The 21,541-nt window shown below is 67.3% G+C and carries 17 protein-coding genes; 4 read left to right on the top strand and 13 right to left on the bottom strand.

What is annotated here, in order from left to right; genetic code table 11:
- Window positions 1-55: 55 nt before the first annotated feature.
- Window positions 56-1,867, bottom strand: coding sequence for an ABC transporter ATP-binding protein/permease (locus G0D83_RS22965; protein ID WP_164196946.1), 1,812 nt, complete (start codon window positions 1,865-1,867; stop codon window positions 56-58).
- 177 nt (window positions 1,868-2,044) lie between these two features.
- Window positions 2,045-3,355 carry a LysM peptidoglycan-binding domain-containing protein gene (locus G0D83_RS22960; RefSeq protein ID WP_164196945.1) on the bottom strand — a complete coding sequence of 437 codons (1,311 nt, stop codon included), beginning with the start codon at window positions 3,353-3,355 and terminating at the stop codon, window positions 2,045-2,047.
- 106 nt (window positions 3,356-3,461) lie between these two features.
- Here G0D83_RS22960 and G0D83_RS22955 point away from each other — a divergent pair, with 106 nt between their 5' ends.
- Window positions 3,462-4,013 carry a TIGR00730 family Rossman fold protein gene (locus G0D83_RS22955; RefSeq protein WP_164196944.1) on the top strand — a complete coding sequence of 184 codons (552 nt, stop codon included), beginning with the start codon at window positions 3,462-3,464 and terminating at the stop codon, window positions 4,011-4,013.
- 92 nt (window positions 4,014-4,105) lie between these two features.
- Here the strand turns inward: G0D83_RS22955 and G0D83_RS22950 are convergent, their stop codons facing one another.
- From G0D83_RS22950 to G0D83_RS22920, 7 genes are all read right to left on the bottom strand, one after another.
- Complete coding sequence (locus tag G0D83_RS22950) at window positions 4,106-4,561, bottom strand: host attachment protein (RefSeq protein WP_164196943.1); 456 nt, start codon at window positions 4,559-4,561, stop codon at window positions 4,106-4,108.
- A 23-nt stretch (window positions 4,562-4,584) separates the two neighbouring features.
- Window positions 4,585-4,812, bottom strand: coding sequence for a hypothetical protein (locus tag G0D83_RS22945; protein WP_164196942.1), 228 nt, complete (start codon window positions 4,810-4,812; stop codon window positions 4,585-4,587).
- 183 nt (window positions 4,813-4,995) lie between these two features.
- Window positions 4,996-5,901: a fructose bisphosphate aldolase gene (locus G0D83_RS22940; protein ID WP_164196941.1), complete on the bottom strand. Its 906-nt coding sequence runs from the start codon at window positions 5,899-5,901 to the stop codon at window positions 4,996-4,998.
- 102 nt (window positions 5,902-6,003) lie between these two features.
- Window positions 6,004-7,362 (bottom strand): cytochrome P450, encoded by a 1,359-nt coding sequence (locus G0D83_RS22935; protein WP_164196940.1) that lies wholly within the window; start codon window positions 7,360-7,362, stop codon window positions 6,004-6,006.
- Window positions 7,359-8,609: a hypothetical protein gene (locus G0D83_RS22930; protein ID WP_164196939.1), complete on the bottom strand. Its 1,251-nt coding sequence runs from the start codon at window positions 8,607-8,609 to the stop codon at window positions 7,359-7,361. Before G0D83_RS22930 ends, G0D83_RS22935 begins: the two co-directional genes overlap by 4 nt.
- A gap of 94 nt (window positions 8,610-8,703) precedes the next feature.
- Window positions 8,704-9,456 carry a cytochrome c biogenesis CcdA family protein gene (locus tag G0D83_RS22925; protein ID WP_164196938.1) on the bottom strand — a complete coding sequence of 251 codons (753 nt, stop codon included), beginning with the start codon at window positions 9,454-9,456 and terminating at the stop codon, window positions 8,704-8,706.
- 187 nt (window positions 9,457-9,643) lie between these two features.
- Window positions 9,644-12,508, bottom strand: a complete 2,865-nt coding sequence (locus tag G0D83_RS22920; protein ID WP_164196937.1) for a ribonuclease E/G — start codon at window positions 12,506-12,508, stop codon at window positions 9,644-9,646.
- Window positions 12,509-13,112: 604 nt separating this feature from the next.
- On the opposite strand from G0D83_RS22920, the gene G0D83_RS22915 reads away from it, so the two are divergent.
- The gene (locus G0D83_RS22915) at window positions 13,113-13,931 is read left to right on the top strand and encodes an HpcH/HpaI aldolase/citrate lyase family protein (protein ID WP_164196936.1); all 819 of its coding nucleotides are present in this window, start codon (window positions 13,113-13,115) and stop codon (window positions 13,929-13,931) included.
- Between the two features lie 3 nt (window positions 13,932-13,934).
- Here the strand turns inward: G0D83_RS22915 and G0D83_RS22910 are convergent, their stop codons facing one another.
- Window positions 13,935-14,807, bottom strand: coding sequence for an NAD(P)-dependent oxidoreductase (locus G0D83_RS22910; RefSeq protein ID WP_164196935.1), 873 nt, complete (start codon window positions 14,805-14,807; stop codon window positions 13,935-13,937).
- A gap of 128 nt (window positions 14,808-14,935) precedes the next feature.
- Between G0D83_RS22910 and G0D83_RS22905 the strand changes: the two genes are divergently transcribed.
- Both G0D83_RS22905 and G0D83_RS22900 read left to right on the top strand, forming a co-directional pair.
- Window positions 14,936-17,401 (top strand): penicillin acylase family protein, encoded by a 2,466-nt coding sequence (locus G0D83_RS22905; protein WP_164196934.1) that lies wholly within the window; start codon window positions 14,936-14,938, stop codon window positions 17,399-17,401.
- Window positions 17,398-18,336: a phosphotransferase gene (locus G0D83_RS22900; RefSeq protein WP_164196933.1), complete on the top strand. Its 939-nt coding sequence runs from the start codon at window positions 17,398-17,400 to the stop codon at window positions 18,334-18,336. The genes G0D83_RS22905 and G0D83_RS22900 overlap by 4 nt, the downstream gene beginning before the upstream one ends.
- Before the next feature lie 27 nt (window positions 18,337-18,363).
- Here the strand turns inward: G0D83_RS22900 and hflX are convergent, their stop codons facing one another.
- The 3 genes from hflX to G0D83_RS22885 form a co-directional block, all read right to left on the bottom strand.
- Entirely contained in the window at window positions 18,364-19,617 is a 1,254-nt protein-coding gene (hflX, locus tag G0D83_RS22895) for a GTPase HflX (protein ID WP_164197049.1), read from the bottom strand.
- 17 nt (window positions 19,618-19,634) lie between these two features.
- Window positions 19,635-19,874: an RNA chaperone Hfq gene (gene hfq, locus G0D83_RS22890; RefSeq protein ID WP_092420842.1), complete on the bottom strand. Its 240-nt coding sequence runs from the start codon at window positions 19,872-19,874 to the stop codon at window positions 19,635-19,637.
- Window positions 19,875-20,026: 152 nt separating this feature from the next.
- The gene (locus tag G0D83_RS22885) at window positions 20,027-21,541 is read right to left on the bottom strand and encodes a TrkH family potassium uptake protein (RefSeq protein ID WP_164196932.1); all 1,515 of its coding nucleotides are present in this window, start codon (window positions 21,539-21,541) and stop codon (window positions 20,027-20,029) included.

Raw genomic sequence — 21,541 nt, 5'->3', positions numbered from 1 at the left:
GCGTATGCTTGCCGCATACGCCCCTTGTTTGATCCGTCCGGCAGGCCCGCTGCGCTCAGGCCGCGCGCTCCTCGGCCTGCTGCAGTGCCCAGAGTTGCGCGTAGCGCCCGGCGCGGGCGAGCAGCGCCTCGTGGGTGCCCTCCTCGACCACCTCGCCCTTTTCCAGCACGACGATGCGGTCGGCATCGGCGATGGTCGACAGGCGGTGCGCGATGGTCAGCACCGTCCGCCCCTCGCCTGCCCGGCGCAGCGCGGTCTGGATCGAGGCCTCGGTCTCGGTGTCGAGCGCCGAGGTCGCCTCGTCGAGCAGCAGGATCGGCGGGTCCTTGAGCAGCGTGCGGGCAATGCCGACGCGCTGCTTCTCGCCGCCCGAGAGCTTCAGGCCGCGTTCCCCGACCATCGTGTCGTAGCCCTCGGGGAGCGAGCTGATGAACTCGTGGATCTGCGCCGACTTCGCCGCGGCGATGACCTCGGCCTCGGTGGCGTTGTCCTTGCCGTAGGCAATGTTGTAGCGGATCGTGTCGTTGAACAGCACCGTGTCCTGCGGCACCACGCCGATCGAGGCGTGCAGGCTGTCCTGCGTCACGTCGCGCAGGTCCTGCCCGTCGATGCGGATCGCCCCGCCCGAGACGTCGTAGAAGCGGAACATGAGCCGCCCGATGGTGGACTTGCCCGAGCCCGAGGGTCCGACCAGCGCCACGCTCTCGCCCGCGCCGACGCTGAGCGAGATGCCCTTGAGGATTTCCCGCTCGCGGTCGTAGCCGAAACGCACCTTGTCGAACTGCACCGCGCCGCCGCCAACGTGAAGTGCCGCGGCACCGGGCTTGTCCGAGACCTCGGCGGGCTGGTCGAGCAGGTCGAACATCTGGCCCATGTCGACGAGGCTCTGGCGGATCTCGCGGTAGACCGTGCCGAGGAAGTTGAGCGGCATGGTGATCTGGATCATGTAGGCGTTGACCATGACGAAATCGCCCACAGTCAGGCTGCCGTTCTGCACCCCCATCGCCGCCATCACCATGACCGCCACCAGCCCGAGGTTGATGATCAGCGCCTGGCCGAAGTTCAGCATTGCGAGCGAGGTCGCGGTCTTCACCGCGGCATCCTCGTAGCCCTCCATGGCATGGTCATAGCGCGCCGCCTCGCGATGCTCGGCGTTGAAGTACTTCACCGTCTCGAAGTTGAGCAGGCTGTCGATCGCCTTCTGGTTGGCGTCGGTGTCCTGCGCGTTCATCTTGCGGCGCAGGCGCACGCGCCATTCGGTCACCGCGAAGGTGAACCAGACGTAGAGCGCGATGGTCACCGCCACCACCGCTAGATACCACACGTCGAAGAGCCAGAAGAGCACGATGCCGACAAGCAGAAGCTCGAGCACCAGAGGGCCGACCGAGAAGAGCATGAAGCGCAGCAGGAAGTCGACGCCCTTGACCCCGCGCTCGATGATCCGGCTCAGCCCGCCGGTCTTGCGGGTGATGTGATAGCGCAGCGAGAGCTTGTGGATGTGGGTGAAGGTTTCGAGCGCCAGCTTGCGCAGCGCGCGCTGGCCGACCTTGGCGAAAACCCCGTCCCGCGCTTGCTGGAACGCGGCGTTGAGGATGCGGGCCATGCCATAGGCGAGCGTCAGCCCGACCGCGCCCAGAAGCAGCGTCGGGGCCTCGCCGCCCAGCCGGTCCACCGCCTGCTTATAGAGCATCGGCGTGCCCACGGCGATCAGCTTGGCGGCGACCAGCATCAGCAGCGCGATCACCACCCGGCGCTTTACCCAAGGTTCGCCCTCGGGCCAGAGATAGGGCGCGACGCGGCGCATGGTCCGCAACGCGGAACGGCGTTCGGCGTCTTCGACGGCGGTCTGATCAGTCTCGGGAGGCATGGCTCGGCTCTCTTGGCTTGGCGGATCATGCCCTTATCGCGGCCACCGGCCGAAGGCCATAGGACCGGAGCGCACAGGCTCCTGTGCGCGCCCGGCTGTGGTTTCGAGGGCAGCGTCGGAACCCCTTTGAGGAAACCCGGCTGCCGCGCTTTCCACAACCGAGCTCAGCGGCCGCGATCACTCGGGAAAGGCAAAGACCTGCCCCGGGTAAATCAGGTCGGGGTCGCGTATCTGCGTCTTGTTGGCCTCGAAGAGCCGCACGTAGGCCGTGCCGTCGCCGTAGCGTTCGCGCGCGATGGCCCAGAGCGTGTTGCCGGGCTGGACGGTCACCGCGGTGACCTCCTCGGCTCCCGGCAGCTCGGCGGCGGCTGCGGCAAGCTTCTCGGGCGGTTCGCGGCGGAACGGGCTCTCGGCGCGGGCCGAGACCTTGCCGCCCGCGTCGATCTGGTCCACGCGCAGCGTGTAGGTGCCCGCCGCGATCTGCGGCAGCGCCACCTGCCAGCGTCCGTCCGCGGCAACCTGCAGCGTGGTGACCTCGCTGTTGTCGAGGTAAACCCGCAGGAAGGCCTCGCCGCTGCCGCGGCCCGAGAGCGCGACGCCGCCCTCGTCGTCGTAGGTGATCGCGTCTATGGCCACGCCGCCCGGCGCCATGGCCTGGGCGCTCTGCATCACCTCGACACCGCCCGCATCCTGAAGCAGCACGGTAGGCGCAGCCTGCTCCTGACGGCCGCCGGTTTCAACCGAGGCAAGCTCGGTGCCCTCACCGGCCTCGGTGCCCTCCTCCGCCACAAGCGGCGGTGCGGGCGGGGTGAGGATCACTTCCTGCCCCGACTCTATCTCCTGGCCATTGAGGCGCATGAGCAGACGCAGCACCTGCGGCTCGGTCGCGGCGGGAAGATCGAAGAAGGCGGCGAAACGCCCGTCGCTTCCGACGGGGCTCGTGAGCTCCTCCTTGCCGTCGAGCAGCAGGACGACCTCGCTGCCCGGCTCGGCGCGGCCCGCCACGGTCACCAGCCCGCCGGGCTCGGCGCGGACGAGGTCGAAGCTGGGCACGGCCGGTCCGGCTGGCGCATCGGCGCTGCCAGCGGTGACCTCGGTGCTCGGCGGCTCCGTCACGCGCGTCTCGCCCTCGGCAGGCGCGACCATCGCGATCTCTGGCTCAACCCCCGGCTCAAGAGCAGTGGGCTCTGCGCCATCGGCATTTGGGTCCGCGGGCTTGCCCTGTTCGGTAACGGAGGGTGCGGCGGCCTCGGCGACCTCCTCCGGACCGGATGCAGGAGCCTCTGCGGTTTGCTCCGGCGCTCCGGCTGGTGCGCCAGTTGCCGGGGCGGTATCCTTGGTTTGAGACACGGCGGGCTGTTCGGTCACCGGCATCACGGCCGGAAGGCTCCATTTGGTGGGTTTCGGTCCGATCACCCCGCTTAGGTAGAGCGCACCGGCAACAGCCGCCGCACCCACGCCGATCCAGACCCAGAGTTTCTCGTTCATCTCGTTATCCCACACACGGCGCTCCACCCATCCACATGAGCGCGGTTGAGAACCTATAACAATCCCGTTATCACCCGTCAAAACAGCATTTTTTTGGATTATCCACATGACCGCCAGATCTGTCTGCATTTATTGCGGCTCGCGCCACGGTACTGCATCCAGCTACGCCGCCGATGCCAAATTGCTCGGCACATCCATTGCACAACAAGGATGGCGACTTGTCTATGGCGCCGGCGACGTCGGGCTGATGGGAGAGGTCGCGCGCGCCGCGCAGGAGGCTAACGGGGACACGTTCGGGGTCATCCCGACGCACCTTCTGTCGCGCGAGGTGGGCAAGACCGACCTCACCCGCTTCGTGATCACCGAGACCATGCACGAGCGCAAGAAGGTCATGCTGATGAACGCCGACGCGGTGGTGCTGATGCCCGGCGGCGCGGGCAGCCTCGACGAGTTCTTCGAGGCGCTGACATGGCGCCAGCTCGGGTTGCACGACAAGCCGATCGTGATGCTCGACACCGAGGGTTTCTGGCGGCCGCTGAAGGCGCTGCTCGACCACGTCGTCGCGCAGGGCTTCGCCGATGCCTCGCTTCTGGACTTCGTGCACTGCGCGGAGAGCCCAGAGGGGGTGATGGAGATCCTCGCGCGCGAGCTGGCCTGAGGCGGCACGTGAGAAAAGGCGCTTAAAGCTCTGACAAAAAAGGAAACGCCGCCCCATTGGAGCAGCGTTTCGCAGTCGATCTAGCGGCGCGATCAGGCCGGCGCAAATTCATCGCGGAGCAATTTCTCGATCTTGTCGAGCGGATGGTTGGTCAACGTCTTGTCGACTTCGGCCACGACCTTGTCGGCGACTTCCTTGTGCAGCTTGGCACGCAACTCGCCCAGCGTGGCGGGCGGAGCGACCACAACGATGCGCTCGAAACGGCCTTTGTGGGCCAGCTTATAGAGGATGTCCGCCAATTCGTCGGCGAAGCGTTCCTTGGCCAGTTCGTGCCAGTCGGTGTCATCCAGCGCCGACTTCTGGCCCGGCCCGCCGTCGTTCATCCTGCCGGGCCGATTGGCCGATTGCTCTCGATCCGAGGGGTTCTCCTGGGTCTCGATGCGCACGACGTTCAGGTCGGGATCCTGCTCGTCCACGTCGTTGCGCAAGAACAGCGCTTTTTCGCCGTCCGCGACCAGAACCCAGGTGCCATTGGTGAGAATCGCCATCGTGTTTCCTCCTTGGGGTCTCTTCAGACCTTTTCCTTGTCGCCGCTTTTGTCCTGATCCTGCGCCAGTGCGCGCGTTGCGCCGGCAGAGGTCTCATCCACGCGCTTTTCCTCGTCGCGCGTGCCGACCTTGCGGGCGATCTCGCCGCCCTTGCGGCCCTGCTGCGCGGTGGCGCCCGGCGTGACCGGCTGGCCGTCGAGGAGTTCTGCGGTTTCGCTGCGCCCGTCCTGCGATCTCTTGCGTTCAGACATGGGGTTCTCCTTTGCATCTGTATCCACAACGCAAGGATGTGCGTCCGCGTTCCACCCGCAGCACCCGGCAGGGCTCACACCCGGTCACGCCCGCGGGGGGCCAAACGACAACACCCGGCCCCTCTGGAAGAGGCCGGGTGTGCTTGGCCCGTCCGGGCCGCTCGCGATCGGGCGCTCAGCAGCTCAGAGCGACGCCTGGTAGATCTTGTCGATGTTGCTGCCCAGAAGCGCGTTGAACTCATCGTCCGACTGCTTCTTCGACAGGCCCTCGGCGAGCGCGCGGCTGAAGGAGGCGATCATCTTGCTGTTCTTCGACAGGCGCTCGCAGGCATCGTCGGTGGTGTAGCCGCCCGAGAGCGCCACCACGCGCACCACGCGCGGATGATCGGCGAGACCGTCGTAGAGACCGGCGATCGAAGGGATGGTCAGCTTGATCATCACGTCCTCACCCTCGTCCAGCGTGTCGAGGTGCACCTTGAGCGCCGCCTCGAGCATCTTCTCTGCCTCTTCCTTGCTTTCGGAGTGAATGTTCACCTCCGGCTCGAGGATCGGCACCATGCCCGCGGCGATGACCGCGCGGCCGACTTCGAACTGCTGCGCAACCACGGCCTCGATCCCTTCGGCATTCGCCTCGTGGATCACCGAGCGCTCCTTGGTGCCGAAGATGCCGAAGTTTTGCGCCGCGTCGCTCAGCAGCTCTTCAAGCCCGGGCATCGGCTTCATCACCTGCACGCCGTTTTCCTGATCCGCCAGACCCTTGTCGATCTTCAGGAAGGGCACGACGCCGCGCTTTTCCCAAAGGTACTGGGCGGTCGGGAGCCCCTCGATCTCGCCGCGCATGGTGCGCTCGAAGAGGATCGCGCCGAGCACCTTGTCATTGGTAAAGTCGGGGGCAGTGATGATGCGCGTGCGCATCTTGTGGATCTCGCCGTACATCTCGGCTTCGCCGTTGTATTCGCTCTCCTCGACGCCGTACTGAAGCAGCGCTTTGGGGGTCGAGCCGCCGGACTGGTCGAGCGCGGCGATGAAGCCTTTGCCGTGCGCCATCTGGTCTTTTTGCTTTGCAAAAACGGCCTTGTCCTGTGCCATGGAGGATCCTCTGTAAGATCGTTAAAATCGGGTTACCAAAGGCTTAGCCCAAGCCGCGGACGTTGGATAGATCGAAGCCGAGCTTTAACGCTACCATTAGCGCTAGCGGGGCGAGATGCGCAGCCATATGCCGTCGCGCGCCCGCACCGTGAGAAAGGCGACCGGCTCCGGGGTCTTCCCGGGCACGATCTCCAGCTTCAGGTCGCGCAGGATCAGCGAGAGCAGCAGCACCCCCTCGACCATGGCAAATCCCGCCCCGGTGCAGACCCGCGGCCCCGCGGAAAACGGCATGTAGGCCTCGCGCGCGCAGTGCTTGCCATTGGCGGTGCCCCAGCGGGCCGGGTCGAAGCCGTGGGGATTGTCCCAGAGCCTTTCGTGCCGGTGCTGGTGCCAGGGGCTGAGCACCACCTGCGCGCCCGTTGGCAAATCGCGATCTCGAAATCGCTCGGGACAGGTGGTTTCGCGCACCATCATCGGCACCGGCGGGTAGAGCCGCAGTGCCTCGCGGAAGACGTCGCGCGAGAGGCGGAGCTTGGCGATATCGGCAAAGTCCGGCGTGTCGCCGAGCGCCTGCGCCTCCGAAGCGAGCCGCTCCTGCCAGTCGGGATGCGCCGCCACCAGCCAGAGCGCCCAGGCCAGCGCCGAGGCCGAGGTCTCGTGCCCGGCAAGAAAGAAGATCGCCACCTGGTCGACCATCTCCGAGGTGTTGAAGCGCGCGCCGGTCTGCGGGTCGGCGGTGGTCATGATCTTGGTCGCAAGATCATCTGGCGCGCGGCCCGCGGCGATCTCGGCCTGCCGCGCGGCGGTCAACCCGGTGATCAGCCCCCGGATGCGCCGCGCCGCCGATCGCGTCGAGCGGCGATGATACCGCGGCATCCAGCGCGGCAGCGGCAGGAAGGCGGCAAGGTTCAGGATCGGCTGCGTGCGCTGGTAGGCGCGAAACTCGTGGAAAACCTCCTGCGCCACCGCGTGCTCGATCGGCAGCGAGAAAAGCGTGCGGAAGATCACGTCGGCGGCGGCGTGGCTGGTGTGTTCCTCGATCTCGACCTCGGCCCCCGCGCCGACCTCTGTCTTGAGCCGCGCCAGCGCCGCCTGCGCCGCCTGCCACATGGCCGGATAGGTCTCCTTCAGCCGTCCGCCCTCGAAGGCCGGGTCGATGATCCGGCGCTGCCGCTGCCAGGTCTCGCCGTTGGTGAGGAACACTGAATTGCCGAGCAGCGGCTTCAGCCCCTCGGCGATGCGCCCGGACTTGGGGAAGTCCATGGGCCGGTCCCTCAGCACGGTCCTCACCAGCTCGGGCTGGTTGATCATGTAGGAGCGGAAGAAGGGCGTGCGGAACTCGGCCATCCATGCCCGGTAGAGTCGGGCGGGCTGCGCCGACAGAAGGTCGGCCCGAAAGAGTTTCAGATAGCGCAGCAGCGAGACCTTGTCGGGACGGGACTTTGGCTTGGGGGGGATCATGAGGCGCGGGTTCCGGAGCCGGCGGGCTCGGTGGACGCAAACCGATTGACCGGTGTCTCCAGTCGGCTCGCCGAGGGCGGGCGCTGCGCGTAGCGCGCCGCCAGCGTCATCGGCCCGGCGGTGACGCGGAAATAGTCGTAGTCCAGCGGCGCGTCGAAGGCGCAGAGATACTGGAAGTGCAGCCGGAAGAAGCGCCAGCGCAACTCCTTCCAGCGCGCCGGGCTGAGCGAGCGGGTGAACTGCGCCGAGAAGACCAGCGGCCAGTGCTTGCCCTCGGGCGCCACACCCGAGACCGCCACCGGATCGCAGAGCGCAAAGGCGCAGCCATCTCCGGGCGCGGTGACATCGACCCATGTCAGTTCGGCCCGGGTCGAAAGATAGGCAAGGTCCGCCCGCAGCCGCCACGCCCCGCGCAGGAAGGAGACCATCGGCACCACCTGCCCGAGGCTGAGGAAGGCCAGCTTCGGCCCCTCGTCGGACACCCTGCCCGATCGGATCAGATCGGCAAGGACCGACACCGCCAGATGCGCGCCCGAGCTGTGGCCGACCACCAGAACCTCATCGACATTCTCGCGCAGCGCCATGGCGATGGTCTTGCCGAACTGCGCCATGCGGGCTTCGAGCTCGGGCGGGATCGCCCCCCGGTGACGGGCGGAATAGGCATAATCGTGCATGAGGTAATAGGCGAAGAGCTTGCCGTCCTTGCGCTGGAACCAGCGCAGCAGCCCCCAGATCGCCGCCAGCGCCAAGCCGCCACCGAGCGGCCGCGCCGCAGGACCGATCCAGGGCGCGCCGCGCACCGCCAGCGCGTATACCGCCCATCCCGCGCAGAGCGCCAATGCCAGTTGCAGCAGCAGCATCCCCACCGGGTAGAGCGCCGCGATCACCGGCCCCTTGCGCAGCCGCATCAACCGGAAGAGCGCACCGGTAGAGATATACTCCCACGCCGTGAACAGAAGTTGCAGGTAAGTCGCGGGCACGGAATTCGACATGCTCGACCGGACGATGTCGGACCAGACGAGCACCTCGACATCCGCCGCGACCTGCGCCCCGTCCATCTCGGCCTCGACGTGCCAGCCATAGGCGCCGCCGCCGGTCTTGGGGCTCAGGGACAGCGCATAGCCCGAGATCGCTGCCTGCGCCGCGCCCTCCTTGCGGTAGAGCTCGCGGTAGCGGCGCGGGTGAATGGGATCGTAGCCGGGGATGTAGAACACCCGCCTGCGCGCAACCCTGTCGCTGTCCCTCATACCGGTGCCCTCGTTCCCCTGCCCGGACGATGCCCGCGGCGGGCGCCAAGGGCAAGATGGTGGTGAAACGAGGCGGGGCGGGTGTGGCTCGGGATCAGCCGAGCTGGCCGAGCGCCGGGAAGGTCTCGAGAAGCCAGAAGGAGAAGGCCGAGAAGGCGCCGGTCAGCAGCGCGAGGCCGACAACGATGAGCAGCACGCCCATGACCCGCTCGATGGTCTTCATGTGGCGCTTGAGCCGGTTCATCAGCCCCATGGCACGGCTCAGGAAAATCGCCGCCAGCAGGAACGGCAGCCCCAGACCGAGCGCGTAGACACCCAGCAGCAGCGTGCCCCGGGCGACCGAGGCCTCGGTCGCGGCGAGCGACAGGATCGCGCCGAGCTGCGGGCCGATGCAGGGCGTCCAGCCGAAGGCGAAGGCGAGGCCCAGCAGGTAGGCGCCAAAAGCCGAGCCGCCCGCCTCGCCCGCGTCCAGCCGCGCCTCGCGGTCGAGGAAGGGAATGCGGAAGACATGCAGGAAATGCAGTCCGAAGACGATCACCACCACACCCGAGATCCGCGCCAGAAGGATCTGGTTCTGCAAGAAGAAGGTGCCGAGCCAGGAGGCGGTGAAGCCCAGCAGGATAAAGACCGTCGACAGCCCCAGCACGAAAAAGAGCGCCGCTATGAAGGCGCGCCAGCGGGCGCTGCCTCCGGCCTGCATCTCCTGCAGCGACACGCCCGACATGAAGGCGAGATAGGGCGGCACGATGGGCAGAACGCAGGGGCTCAGGAACGAGATAACCCCCCCGAAAAGCGCCACGATCATGGCAGGGAGCAGGCTTGCGTCGATGATCTCGATTCCGAACATGCCCTCCGAATAGGCGATCAGGCGCGCCTCGTCACCCGGCAGCGCCTCACGTCTGCGTTCCCCGTCTGAAATGATGTGCGCGGGCCACGCCCCGCCCGCGCCGCCTGCCCCGCGAGCGACGGTTCCGAAACGCAAAACGCCCCGGCGCTCGGGCCGGGGCGTTTTCTCTAGCTCTGTCGGCGCGGCCTCAGCGGCTCCACCAGCCCCTGCGCTTGGGCTTGGACGCGTCGTCCGCCTCGGCGGCGACGGGCTCCGGGGTGCGCTCGGGCTCGGGCTCGGCCTTGGCCTCCTCGGCGACGGGCACTTCAGCGACCTCTTCAGCCACCTCGTCGGCAACCGGGGCTTCGACCTCGGTTTCGACCGGGGTGTCCTTGGACGTTTCCCCGGCGGCCTCTGCAGGCGCCTCAGCGACCGGTGCATTGACGGCGGTTTCGGTCACCTCTGCGGGCGCAGCCGCTTCTTCGGCAACCGGCTGTTCCACCGGTGTCTCTGCGGGGGCCTCGGCTTCGACCGGCGCTTCACCCGCAGCTTCGACCACACCCGGTTCGGGCTGGGCTTCGACCGGGGTTTCAGCCGGCGCTTCCTCGGTGGCGACCTCGGTCACCTCGGGCTCGGCCTTCTTTCGGCTGCGCGAGCGGCGGGTGCGCTTGGGCTTCTCGGCGGGCGCCTCCTCGGCGGCGGGAGAATCCGCGGCTTCGGCTTGAGCCGGAGCCTCTGCCGGAGCTTCTGCCGGAGTTTCTGCCGCAGCCTCGGCGATCTCCGCGGCGGCCACTTGGCGCACCGCTTCGCCGTCCGCCTCGGGCTTGGCCTCGCCGTTGCCCTCGTCGTCAGCACCGGTCTCGTCGCCGTTCTGGCCATCCCGGTTCTTCGACCGCGAGCGGCGGCGGCGGCGGCGGCGCTTCTTGGGCTTGCCGTCGGAATCCTCGTCGCTGGACCCATTGTCGCCGGACCCATTGTCGCTGTCGGCCTCGGACTGTGCCTTGGCCTCTGCCTCCGCTTCGATCAGTTCCTCGTCCTCGTCTTCCTCGCCGGGGTAATCCTCGTCGACTTGGTCCATGAGCGAGGCGGTCGCCGAGACGACCGGCGCAACCACTTCGGGCACGTTGCGCGTCGCGGTCTTGAACTTCTCCATGGAGAAGTCGGGGCTGACAAGATGCGTGTCCCCCTCGATGCGCACGGCCATGCCGTAGCGCGCCTCGATCTGGGCGACGTGTTCGCGCTTCTGGTTCATCAGGTAGTTGGCAATGCCCACCGGGCATTTCACCAGCACCTCCCGGGAGCGGCGGCGCACGCCCTCTTCCTCGATCTGGCGCAGGATGTTCAGCGCCATGTTGTCATCCGAGCGGATCAGGCCGGTGCCGTGGCAAGCCGCGCAGGGCTGCGTGGTGGCCTCGATCATGCCCGGGCGCAGGCGCTGGCGCGACATCTCGAGAAGGCCGAAGCCCGAGATGCGGCCGACCTGGATGCGGGCGCGGTCGGTCTTGAGCTTGTCCTTCAGCTTCTTCTCGACGGCGGCGTTGTTCTTGCGCTCTTCCATGTCGATGAAGTCGATGACGATGAGCCCGGCAAGGTCACGCAGACGCAGCTGGCGCGCCACTTCTTCGGCGGCCTCCAGGTTGGTCTTCAGCGCGGTCTCCTCGATCGAGCCTTCCTTGGTGGCCCGGCCCGAGTTCACGTCGATCGCCACCAGCGCCTCGGTGACGCCGATCACGATGTAGCCGCCGGACTTCAGCTGCACGGTCGGGTTGAACATGCCGCCGAGGTAGGTCTCGACCTGGTAGCGCGCGAAGAGCGGCATCGGGTCGAGGTAGTGCTTCACGTTCTTCGCGTGGGACGGCATGATCATCTTCATGAAGTCCTTGGCGTTGCGGTACCCGCGCTCGCCTTCCACGTGCACCTCGTCGATCTCGCGGTTGTAGAGGTCGCGGATCGAGCGCTTGATGAGATCGCCCTCTTCGTAGATCTTCGCGGGCGCCACCGATTGCAGCGTCAGCTCGCGGATCTGCTCCCAGAGGCGTTGCAGGTATTCGTAGTCGCGCTTGATCTCGGTCTTGGTGCGCTTGGCGCCAGCGGTCCGGATGATCAGCCCCGCGCCTTTCGGCACGTCGATGCTCTGCGCGATCTCCTTCAGCTTCGAGCGGTCGGCAGCATTGGTGATCTTGCGCGAGATGCCACCGCCACGGGCGGTGTTCGGCATCAGCACGCAGTAGCGACCGGCGAGCGACAGATAGGTGGTCAGCGCCGCGCCCTTGTTGCCGCGCTCTTCCTTGACGACCTGCACCAGCAGGATCTGGCGGACCTTGATGACTTCCTGGATCTTGTACTTCCGCGCCCGCGGCTTGCGCGCCGGGCGGATGTCTTCCTCGGTGTCGTCATCGGCGACGGACTCGATGCTGTCATCCGACTTCGCCGCGTCGAGCTCGTGGTCATCGTCCTGATCGTCGGCCTCGGGGGCTTCGTCCGGCGCCTTCAGATCGGTCTCTTCGGCGACGGGCTCCTCGACCGGTGTTTCGGCTACGGTTTCCATCGGCGACAGACCTTCGTCGTCGCGCGTGTCGAGAACATCATCCCCGAGGTCGATGGTTTCCATGCCCGAGATGCCCTCGGACACGTCGCCCGTGACCTCTTCCGAGACTTCGCCGGTGACCAGCTTGTCGCCGGTGCTCGCCTGCTCCGCCTTGCTGCGCGAGCGCGAGCGGCGGGTGCGGGACCGCGCGTTCTTCGAGCGCGACTTTTCCTTGTCGTCCTCGTCCTCTTCGGCCGCCAGCGCAGCCTCTTCCTCCATCAGCGCTTGACGGTCGGCAACGGGGATCTGGTAATAATCGGGATGGATTTCCGAGAAGGCGAGGAAGCCGTGGCGGTTTCCGCCGTAATCCACGAAGGCTGCCTGCAGCGAGGGCTCGACCCTGGTGACTTTCGCCAGGTAGATATTGCCTGCTAGCTGGCGCTTGTTTTCCGATTCAAAATCGAATTCCTCGACCTTGTTTCCGTCGACCACCACAACGCGGGTCTCTTCCGCGTGGGTGGCATCGATGAGCATTTTCTTTGCCATGTTTTCCGTGTGCACGGCACATGCGCCAGACACCCGGGCGGAGCCGGGCTGCGAGGTGATGTGGCGTGGCTTGTCTGGGCGGTGAGCGGCGCGCAGGCACGGGAAGACAATCTGTCTTCGCCCAGGTGCCTGATCTGCGTCGCGCGCTTCATCGCGGTTCTTCTCCGACACCGTCAGGGCGAAACGCCTCGCGGTGCCTTGTTGCGGCCCGTCGCCTTGGGCGGTCCGGGCAATGTGCTTGGCCTTGCGGCCTGATCGGTCTGCCCGGGGTCCTGTGGCGGACGGCTCCGAAGCAGCGAAACTCTTTGGCACAGTGTCACGCGGAGGGCGCAAAACCCACTGGCCTAATGGGTACCATAGGGGCATCGCCGCCCCAATGACAATATGGAATGTGACGGCTGCATGATTTCATCCACAGGGCTGCCGCCATCTCGCGCGGTCGCGGCGCCCCGCGTTAGACACCCGCCGTGCCCGCCGCGGACCCCGGTGATCCCGCCCGCGCATTTTTGGTATACCACATCTATTGACCTTGCGTCGCGCTGCGTATTCAACTCGGCCCGACCTGCCCCGGACACATCGCCGCGGCACAGACGAGGAGAACTTCATGACCGGAAGAAACAGGCTCAAGGCGCGGCTCAGGGCCGGAGAAACGGTCACCGCGGCCTGGTTCGAGCTGGGCTCGCCCGAGGTGGCCGAGCTGCTGGTCTACAGCGGCTGGGACGTGCTGGTGATCGATTGCGAGCATGGCTCGGCGGGGCTCGAGGCGGGGTTGAACCTGCTGCGCGCGGTCGAGGGGGCCGGCGGCGAGGCGGTGATCCGCGTGCCCGACGCATCCGAGGCGACGCTGAAGCGCGCGCTCGACCGCGGCGCCCGCTCGATCATGGTGCCGATGGTGCATACCGCCGAGATGGCGCGCGAGATCGCGTCCTACTGCCTCTACGCGCCGCGCGGACGGCGGGGCTACGCCGCCCCCATCGTACGGGCCACCAACTGGGGCAACCTGCCCGGCTATGGCGCCAACGCGCATGAAGAGCTGCTTCTGATGGCGCAGGTCGAGCATGTGGACACGGTCGCGGAAGTCGCCGAGATCGCCAAGGTCGAGGGCATCGACATGGCCTTCGTCGGCCCGAACGATTTTGCCGCCTCCATGGGCCTGCTCGAGCAGACCGAGCACCCCGACGTCCGCGCCAAGATCGCCGAGGCGGAAAAGGCGGCGCTCGACGGCGGGCTTCTGCTCGGCACGATCACCGGCGTCGCTGGTCCGGGCCGAGGCTACGGCGAGCTGCGCGAGGCGGGGTATCGCTTCATCGTCGGCCCCAACGACGTTGGCCTTCTGGCCGGGGCTGCCCGTGCCGCAAAGGCGCAGGCCGCCGACGCGCTTGGCGAGGCGGCACCAGAGACCGCCCCGCACGCGAGCTACTGAGGCTCAGTCGAAGGCCTTGAGACGCTTGATCAGCGAGGACGTGTCCCAGCGGCCGCCGCCCATGGACTGCACGTCCTTGTAGAACTGGTCCACCAGCGCCGTCACCGGCAGCGAGGCGCCGATCTCGTTGCCGGTGGCAAGGCAGATGCCAAGGTCCTTGCGCATCCAGTCCACCGCGAAGCCATGCTCGAACTTGTCGTCGAGCATCGTCTCGAACCGGTTCACCATCTGCCACGAGCCCGCCGCGCCGCCGCCGATCACCTCGACCACCGCGCGCCCGTCGATCCCCGCCTTCTCGGCGAAGGCCAGGCCCTCCGAGAGCCCCTGCACCAGCCCGGCGATGCAGATCTGGTTGACCATCTTGCACAGCTGGCCCGCGCCGCTGTCGCCGAGGCGCTTGCACATCTTGGCATAGGCGTCGATCACCGGCTCGGCGGCGTCATAGTCGCCCTGGTCGCCCCCGCACATCACCACCAGCTGGCCGTTTTCGGCGCCCGCCTGGCCACCTGAGACCGGCGCGTCGACGAAACCGAAGCCGTTGTCCTTGGCCACGTGCCAGAGCTCGCGGGTGACCATCGACGACACCGTAGTGTGATCCACAAAGACCGCGCCCTCGTCCATGCCGGCAAAGGCCCCGTCCTTGCCGAGGCAGACCCCGCGCAGGTCGTCGTCATTGCCGACGCAGGCCATGACAAAATCGGCGCCCTCCGCCGCCTCGCGCGGCGTCGGGGCCATATTGCCCCCGAATTCGGTGACCCATTTGTCGGCTTTCGCGGCGGTGCGGTTGTAGACGGTCACCTCGTGACCGGCCTTGGCCATATGCCCCGCCATGGGGTACCCCATCACGCCAAGCCCCAGAAATGCGCATTTCGCCATGGATCAACCTCCTGTTACGTTTGTCGTTGCGGGAGTTGTCGCGCCTCGCCCGCCCCTTGGCAAGGGGGCGGGTCTTGGGTAAGCCCGTCAAGAGCGGGCAATCCAAGCGGGCAAACTCGGGGCAGAACATGGCAACACTCTTCCGCTGGCTTCTCAGGCTCGTCAGCGTGGCGATCCTGCTGGCCGTCGTCGGCGTCTCGCTGGCCTATTACCTGGCCTCGCGCTCGCTGCCCGACTACGACAAGACGCTTGAGGTCTCGGGCACCGCCGGCGACATCGAGATCGTCCGCGACAACGCCGGGGTGCCGCATATCTTCGCGCCAGTCGACCGCGACGTCTTCTTCGGCCTTGGTTACGTGCACGCGCAGGACCGCCTGTGGCAGATGACCCTGCTGCGTCGCACCGCGCAGGGCCGCCTGTCCGAGCTCTTTGGCCGCCGCACCGTCGACACCGACACGCTGATGCGCCGGCTCGACCTCTACACCCAGGCGCGCCTCTCGGTGGAAGCGCAGGACGGTGAGACACGCGACGCGCTCGAAGCCTATGCCGCCGGGGTCAACGCGCGTATCGACGAGATCAACTCCGACAGCCTTGGCCGTGGCGCGCCCGAGTTCTTCCTCTTCAACGCCCCGATCGCGCCCTGGCAGCCAGCGGATTCACTGGCCATCGTCAAGCTGATGGCCCTGCAGCTCTCGGGGCAGTTCCGCGACGAAATTCTGCGCGCCCGCACCTCGCTTGCCCTGCCCGAGCCCGAGATGATCCAGGACATCCTGCCCGACATCCCCGGCCCGGCCATCGCCGAGCTGCCGGAATACGCCGCGCTCTTTCCGGAGAAGCGGCTGCCGCGCTTCGCCGAGGCAAGCCGCCCCTCCCCCGCGATGATGCCCGTCGCGCCGCGCGGCATGGCCGGCGCCTCCAACGCCTGGGCCGCGGCGCCGGACCGCTCCGCGGGAGGCGGTACGCTGCTGGCCAACGATCCGCATCTCGGCTTCACCGCGCCATCGACCTGGTATCTCGCACGCCTGCAGCTTTCGACCGGCGGCGTCATTGGCGGCACCATCCCCGGCGTGCCCGCGGTCATGCTCGGCCGCTCCGAGCATATCGCCTGGGGCCTCACCTCGTCCTACCTCGACGACCAGGACCTCTATATCGAGGAGCTGGACCCCGAGAACCCCGAGCGCTACCGCACGCCCGACGGGTTCAAGAATTTCCGCACCCGGCGCTCGATCGTCGACATCAAGGGCGCGCCGCCGGTCACGCTCACCTTGCGCTGGACCGACAATGGCCCGGTGCTGCCGCGCAAGGCGTTCGACCTTGACCGGATCACCCCGCAGGGCGACGTGGTTTCGCTTGCCTGGACCGCGCTCAGCGACCGCGACAGCTCGATGACCGCCGCCATCGGCCTGATGAAGGCGCAGAACGTCGATGAGGCGCTCGAGGCCAGCAAGGCCTTCGTCGCCCCCTCGCAAATGCTGACCCTGGTCGACGATGCGCATATCGCGATGAAGCTGATCGGCGCCATGCCAGAGCGCGACCCGCAGAGCCAGACGCAGGGCCGCATGCCGAGCCCCGGCTGGATCGCCGCCAACCGCTGGCAGGGCATTCTGCCGGACAGCGACAACCCGGTGTTCAAGGACCCCAAGGGCGGCATTCTGGGCAATACCAACAACAAGATCGTCGACCGCCCCTTCCCCCATCACGTCAGCTTCGACTGGGGCGACAGCCAGCGGATCATGCGCTGGAGCGCGCTGATGCAGGGCCGCGAGGTGCACACCCGCGACAGCTTCATCGAGGCACAGCTCGACACCGTCTCGCCCGCCGCGCGCACGCTGCTGCCGCTCATCGGCCGCGACCTTTGGTTCACCGGCGAGGCCGCCCCCGAGGGCACCCCGCTGCGCCAGCGCGAGCGGGCGCTCGACCTGCTGGCCGAGTGGAACGGCGAAATGAACGAGCACATGCCCGAGCCACTGATCTACGCCGCCTGGCTGCGCGCCCTGCAGGACCGGCTGATCCGCGACGAGATCGGCCCGCTGGCGGATGAATACACCCATGTCGACCCGCTTTTCATCGAGCGCGTCTTCCGCAACATCGGCGGTGCCGGAAAATGGTGCGACGTGCTGCGCTCGGCCCCCAAGGAGACCTGCACCGACATCGCCCGCATGGCGCTGGACGACGCGCTGGTCTGGGTCGGCGAGCGCTACGGCACGCAGCTCGAGAGCCTGCGCTGGGGCGATGCGCACCAGGTCACGCACAAGCACAGCGTGCTGGGCGACGTGCCGCTGCTGAACTATTTCGTCAACATCCGCCAGACCACCTCGGGCGGCGATTTCACCCTGCAGCGCGGCGTGACCGCAGGGAGCGGCCCCGACCCCTTTGCCAACGTGCATGGCGCCACCTACCGCGGGGTCTATGATTTCGCCGATCCCGACAGCTCGGTCTTCGTCATCTCGACCGGCGAGTCGGGCCACCTGCTGTCGCGCCATTACGACGACATGGGCACGCTCTGGCGCCGCGGCGAATACATCCCCATGTCGCTGGACGAGAACCTCGCCCGCGCCGCCTCGGTCGGCGTGACGCATCTGGTGAAACCGTGACCGACCCCGCGCGCCTGACCCGGCTTGAGGCTAAGGTGCTGGCGCGCGAGGTCCTGGCACACCACCGTCCCGGCCGCGCCTATGGACTTGGCTGCCTTAAGAACCTCGACCGTCCGATGCGCGCGCAGGTCTTCTGCGCCGCCCACCCCGGCGAACACCTGGTGGTCAAGGTCTTCGCCCCTGCCTCTGCCGAGAAGGCCCGCGCGCAGGCCGCGCGGCAGCGCGCCGTTGCCGCACAGATGCACGAAGGACCGTGGCGCGCACCCGAGGTGCTGTTCTTCGACGACGTGCGGCTGGTGCTGGGCATGGCCTATGCGCCGGGCCCGAGCTTCGCCGAGCTCTGGCCGCAACTGCCTGCCGAAAAGTGCGAGCTGCATCTGGAGGCCGCGGGCAGTTGGCTCGCCGCGCTGCACCGCCCGACGCTGGAGCCGGGCAAGCTGCGCCCGCGCGGACAGCTTGACTGGCTCGCCGGACGGCTGCGGCGGGCACAAAGGGGCGGTGACGCCTTTCCCGACATCGAGAATTTTTCCCACGCCCTTGCAGGGCTCGAAGCGCTCTTTTCAGAAGCCCGTGGCCTGCCCGCCCCCCGCGCCGTCACCCACCGCGACCTGCACCTTGCCAATCTGGTCAGCGCCGAGGGCGCGCTCTGGGGCCTCGATTTCGAGAACGATGCGCCCGACGCCCCCTATCGCGATCTGGTTGCCCTGCTGATCGACGCGCTGGCCTCTGCGCCCGAGCCCGATGCCCCGCGCTTCGCCGCCGCTCTCGCGCGCGGCTACGGCGACGAGATCACCGCTCCCGCCGCCCGGCTCTTCGCGCAGCGCGCCTATGCGCTCGGCACCTGGGCGCGCACGCCGGCCGATCCGTCGCTGCGCCAGCGCGCACGGCTGAAGGCGGCGAAGATGATCCTCGCCGCCGACAAACCCCTGTTCTAGGGGCACGTCTTTCCTGAGGGAGAGGCGTCACACCGTCTCGAACTGAGCGCGGTCCTTTGCGGTCCAGCGCAGGTGCAGGAGGTAGCCCTCCTCGTCCTGCTCCTCGGACAGCACCAGCCCTTTCTGGAAGAGCCACGCCCGGCGCTTGCCCTCGCCGAAGCCGAGCCGCACGTCCTCGTCGATCGAGGCCCCCTGCAGCCGTTCGGTCACCGCCTCGAGCAGCCCGTCGAGCCCCTCGCCGGTGATCGCGCTGACCGCGAAGATGCCTTCGTCGCGCGCTGCACGGGCGAGCGCCGCCTCGCGATCCTCCGGATCAAGCTGGTCGATCTTGTTCCAGACCTCGATCTGCGACACGTCCTCGTTGACACCCAGAGAGCGCAGGATGGCATAGACGTCTTCGGCCTGTTCCATCGTGCCCGGGTGCGAGATGTCGCGCACGTGCAGCACGAGGTCGGCGGCCAGCACCTCTTCGAGCGTGGCGCGGAAGGCAGCAACCAGCTCGGTCGGCAGATCGGAGATGAAGCCCACCGTGTCGGACAGGATCACATCCATGCCCGTCGGCAGTTGCACCGCCCGCATCGTCGGGTCGAGCGTGGCAAAGAGCATGTCCTTTGCCAGCACCTCGGCCCCGGTCAGCCGGTTGAAGATGGTCGACTTGCCGGCGTTGGTGTAGCCGACCAGCGCGACGATCGGATAGGGCACCTTGGCGCGCGCCTTGCGGTGCAGGGCGCGGGTCTTGACCACCTTGTCGAGCTGACGGCGCAGCCGCACGAGTTGCTCGTCGATGGCACGGCGGTCGGCCTCGATCTGGGTCTCGCCGGGGCCGCCGACGAAGCCGAGCCCGCCCCTCTGGCGTTCGAGGTGGGTCCAGGCCCGCACAAGGCGCGTGCGCTGGTAGCTCAGTGCCGCCATCTCGACCTGCAGCACACCCTCGCGGGTCGCGGCGCGGTCCGAGAAGATCTCGAGGATCAGCCCGGTCCGGTCGAGAAGTTTCACCTTCCACTCTTTTTCGAGGTTGCGCTGCTGCACCGGCGTCACCGGGCCATCGACGAGCACCAGCTCGACCTCGGCCTCCTTGAGACGCTCCTTCAGCTCGGCAATCTTGCCGGAGCCGAAGAGCGTGCCGGGATGCGGGTCGCGCAGCGGCACAACCTCGCTCCCCACGACCTCGAGGTCGGGGAGAGCGGCGGCCAGGGCCACGCCTTCTTCAAGCGCCATCTCCGCATCGCGGCGATCACGGTCTGCCTTGATATCGGGGTGCAGGACCCAGGCGCGGGTCACATGCGGATCATGTTCGTTCAAGCGGTATCGTCGCCGTCATAAAGGTTGATCGGCTGCGACGGCATGATGGTCGAGATCGCGTGTTTGTACACGAGCTGCGACTGACCGTCGCGGCGGAGGAGAACGCAAAAATTGTCGAACCAGGTGATGACACCCTGCAATTTTACACCGTTGATCAGGAAAACCGTAACCGGAACCTTGGTTTTCCGAACATGGTTAAGAAATGCGTCCTGTAGATTTTGTCTGTCTGAAGCCATTAATTTAGCCTTTTTTTCTTGCTGCAGCCGTTCTCAGGCGCTCCCTCGTTCTTGGCGAGTATGTATCGCAAGTTGCGGAACTTCCAGAGCAAAAATACCGATCCCGCGGCGGGTCGGCCGGGGCTCAGCGCAAAGGCGCCGCAAGCCCCTGCTCAATCGCGCCAAATGTCAGGCGTTAGCAGCACGATGATGCCCAGCACCTCGAGCCGTCCGAGCACCATGGCCGCCACGAAAAGCCCCTTTGCCGCGTCGCCCATCTCGCTCAGCGGGATCGGCTGCTCGGCGGCTGCGCGGATCAGCGGGCCGCAGTTGGTAAGCGCCGCGACGGTGGTGACCATGGCGTTCTCGAAATCCAGCCCCGAGAGGGCGAAGAGCAGCGAGAAAACCGCGATCGTCATGGCAAAGAGCATGAAGAACACCCAGGCGACAAAGGCCCCCTGGCGGCGGATGCGCCGCGCCATGACGCCGGAGCGGCCCAGCGAATGCGGGTGCACCAGGCGTTCCATCTCGCGCACGCCGGCAAGGTAAAGCGCGTAGATCCGCAGCAGCTTCACGCCGCCGGCCGTGGTTGCCACCCCGCCCCCCATGATCGCCAGCCCAAGCAGAATCACCCCCGGCGTCTGCAACCCCGACCAGCCGCGCACCGCGCCCCAGTCGGCGCTCTGGAATCCGGTGGTCGACAGGAATGAAAGCGCCGTGAAAAGCCCACCCCAGAGCGAGCGCAGACCGGCTGCGAGATTGGTCTCTGTGCCGATCTCGAAAGAGGCAATCCAGTGCCGCAGGAAAAGCGCGGCGGGCAGAACAAGCACGATCAGCAGCCCCAGGCGGAACTCGGGATCATGGCTCAGCTTCGACCCCGCAAGACCCTTCGTGTCACCAGAGAAGGTCAGCCGCGAGAGCGCGAAGAACAGGAAGAGGAAGATGATCATCTCGCCCCCCATGCCGCTCTGCGCCGTCTGCGGCCCGCCGATGGGAGAAATTCCCGAAGTCGAGAGCGTCGACATGGCATGGCTGAGCGCCACCAGCGGTTGGTCGCCCGCCATCAGCAGCATCACCCAGAGCGCCACCGTCAGGCCGACGTAGATCGGCGCCAGCACCCGCGCCGAGGCGGCAAGCCGCAGCGCCGGGTCGGTCACGTCGCGCCGCGCTGCGCCCGCGTCAACGCTCTGGCCGGGCTCACCCGAGGCGGTGACCTCGAAGCCCCCCAGCGTCAGCGGCGCCAGCAGCGCCGCCGAGCTGACCCAGATCAGCAGCCCGCCCATCCAGCCCACCTGCGCGCGCCAAAGGTGCTCGGCCGCCGAAAGGCGCTCGGGGGCAAAGAGCGTGGCCCCGGTGGTCGTCAGGCTCGAGACCATCTCGACATAGGCGTTGAGAAAACTGGTGGTCCGCACCGCCTCGTGGAATGGCACGGCGAGCATGGCAGGCAGCAGCAGGAAGGTCGCGAGCAGTGCCAGCAGCTGCCGCGGCGCCGAGCGGTAATGGGTCCGGGTCGCTTGGGCGATGCCGATCAGCGTGGTCAGCACCAGCCCGACGATGCCCGCGTAGAAGAAGCTGCGGGCGTCGTGGAACTCCTCATGCGCCAGCGCCACGGCGGCGGGGGCGATCATCGAAGCACTGGCGATGCCCGCGAGCAGGATCAGAAGGGGCGTGCGGCTGAGCGTGCGCAT

The sequence above is a fragment of the Salipiger sp. PrR003 genome, from assembly GCF_010500785.1.
GTDB classification, from domain to species: Bacteria; Pseudomonadota; Alphaproteobacteria; order Rhodobacterales; family Rhodobacteraceae; genus Salipiger; species Salipiger pacificus_A.
This window is presented reverse-complemented; position numbering and strand designations above follow the sequence as displayed.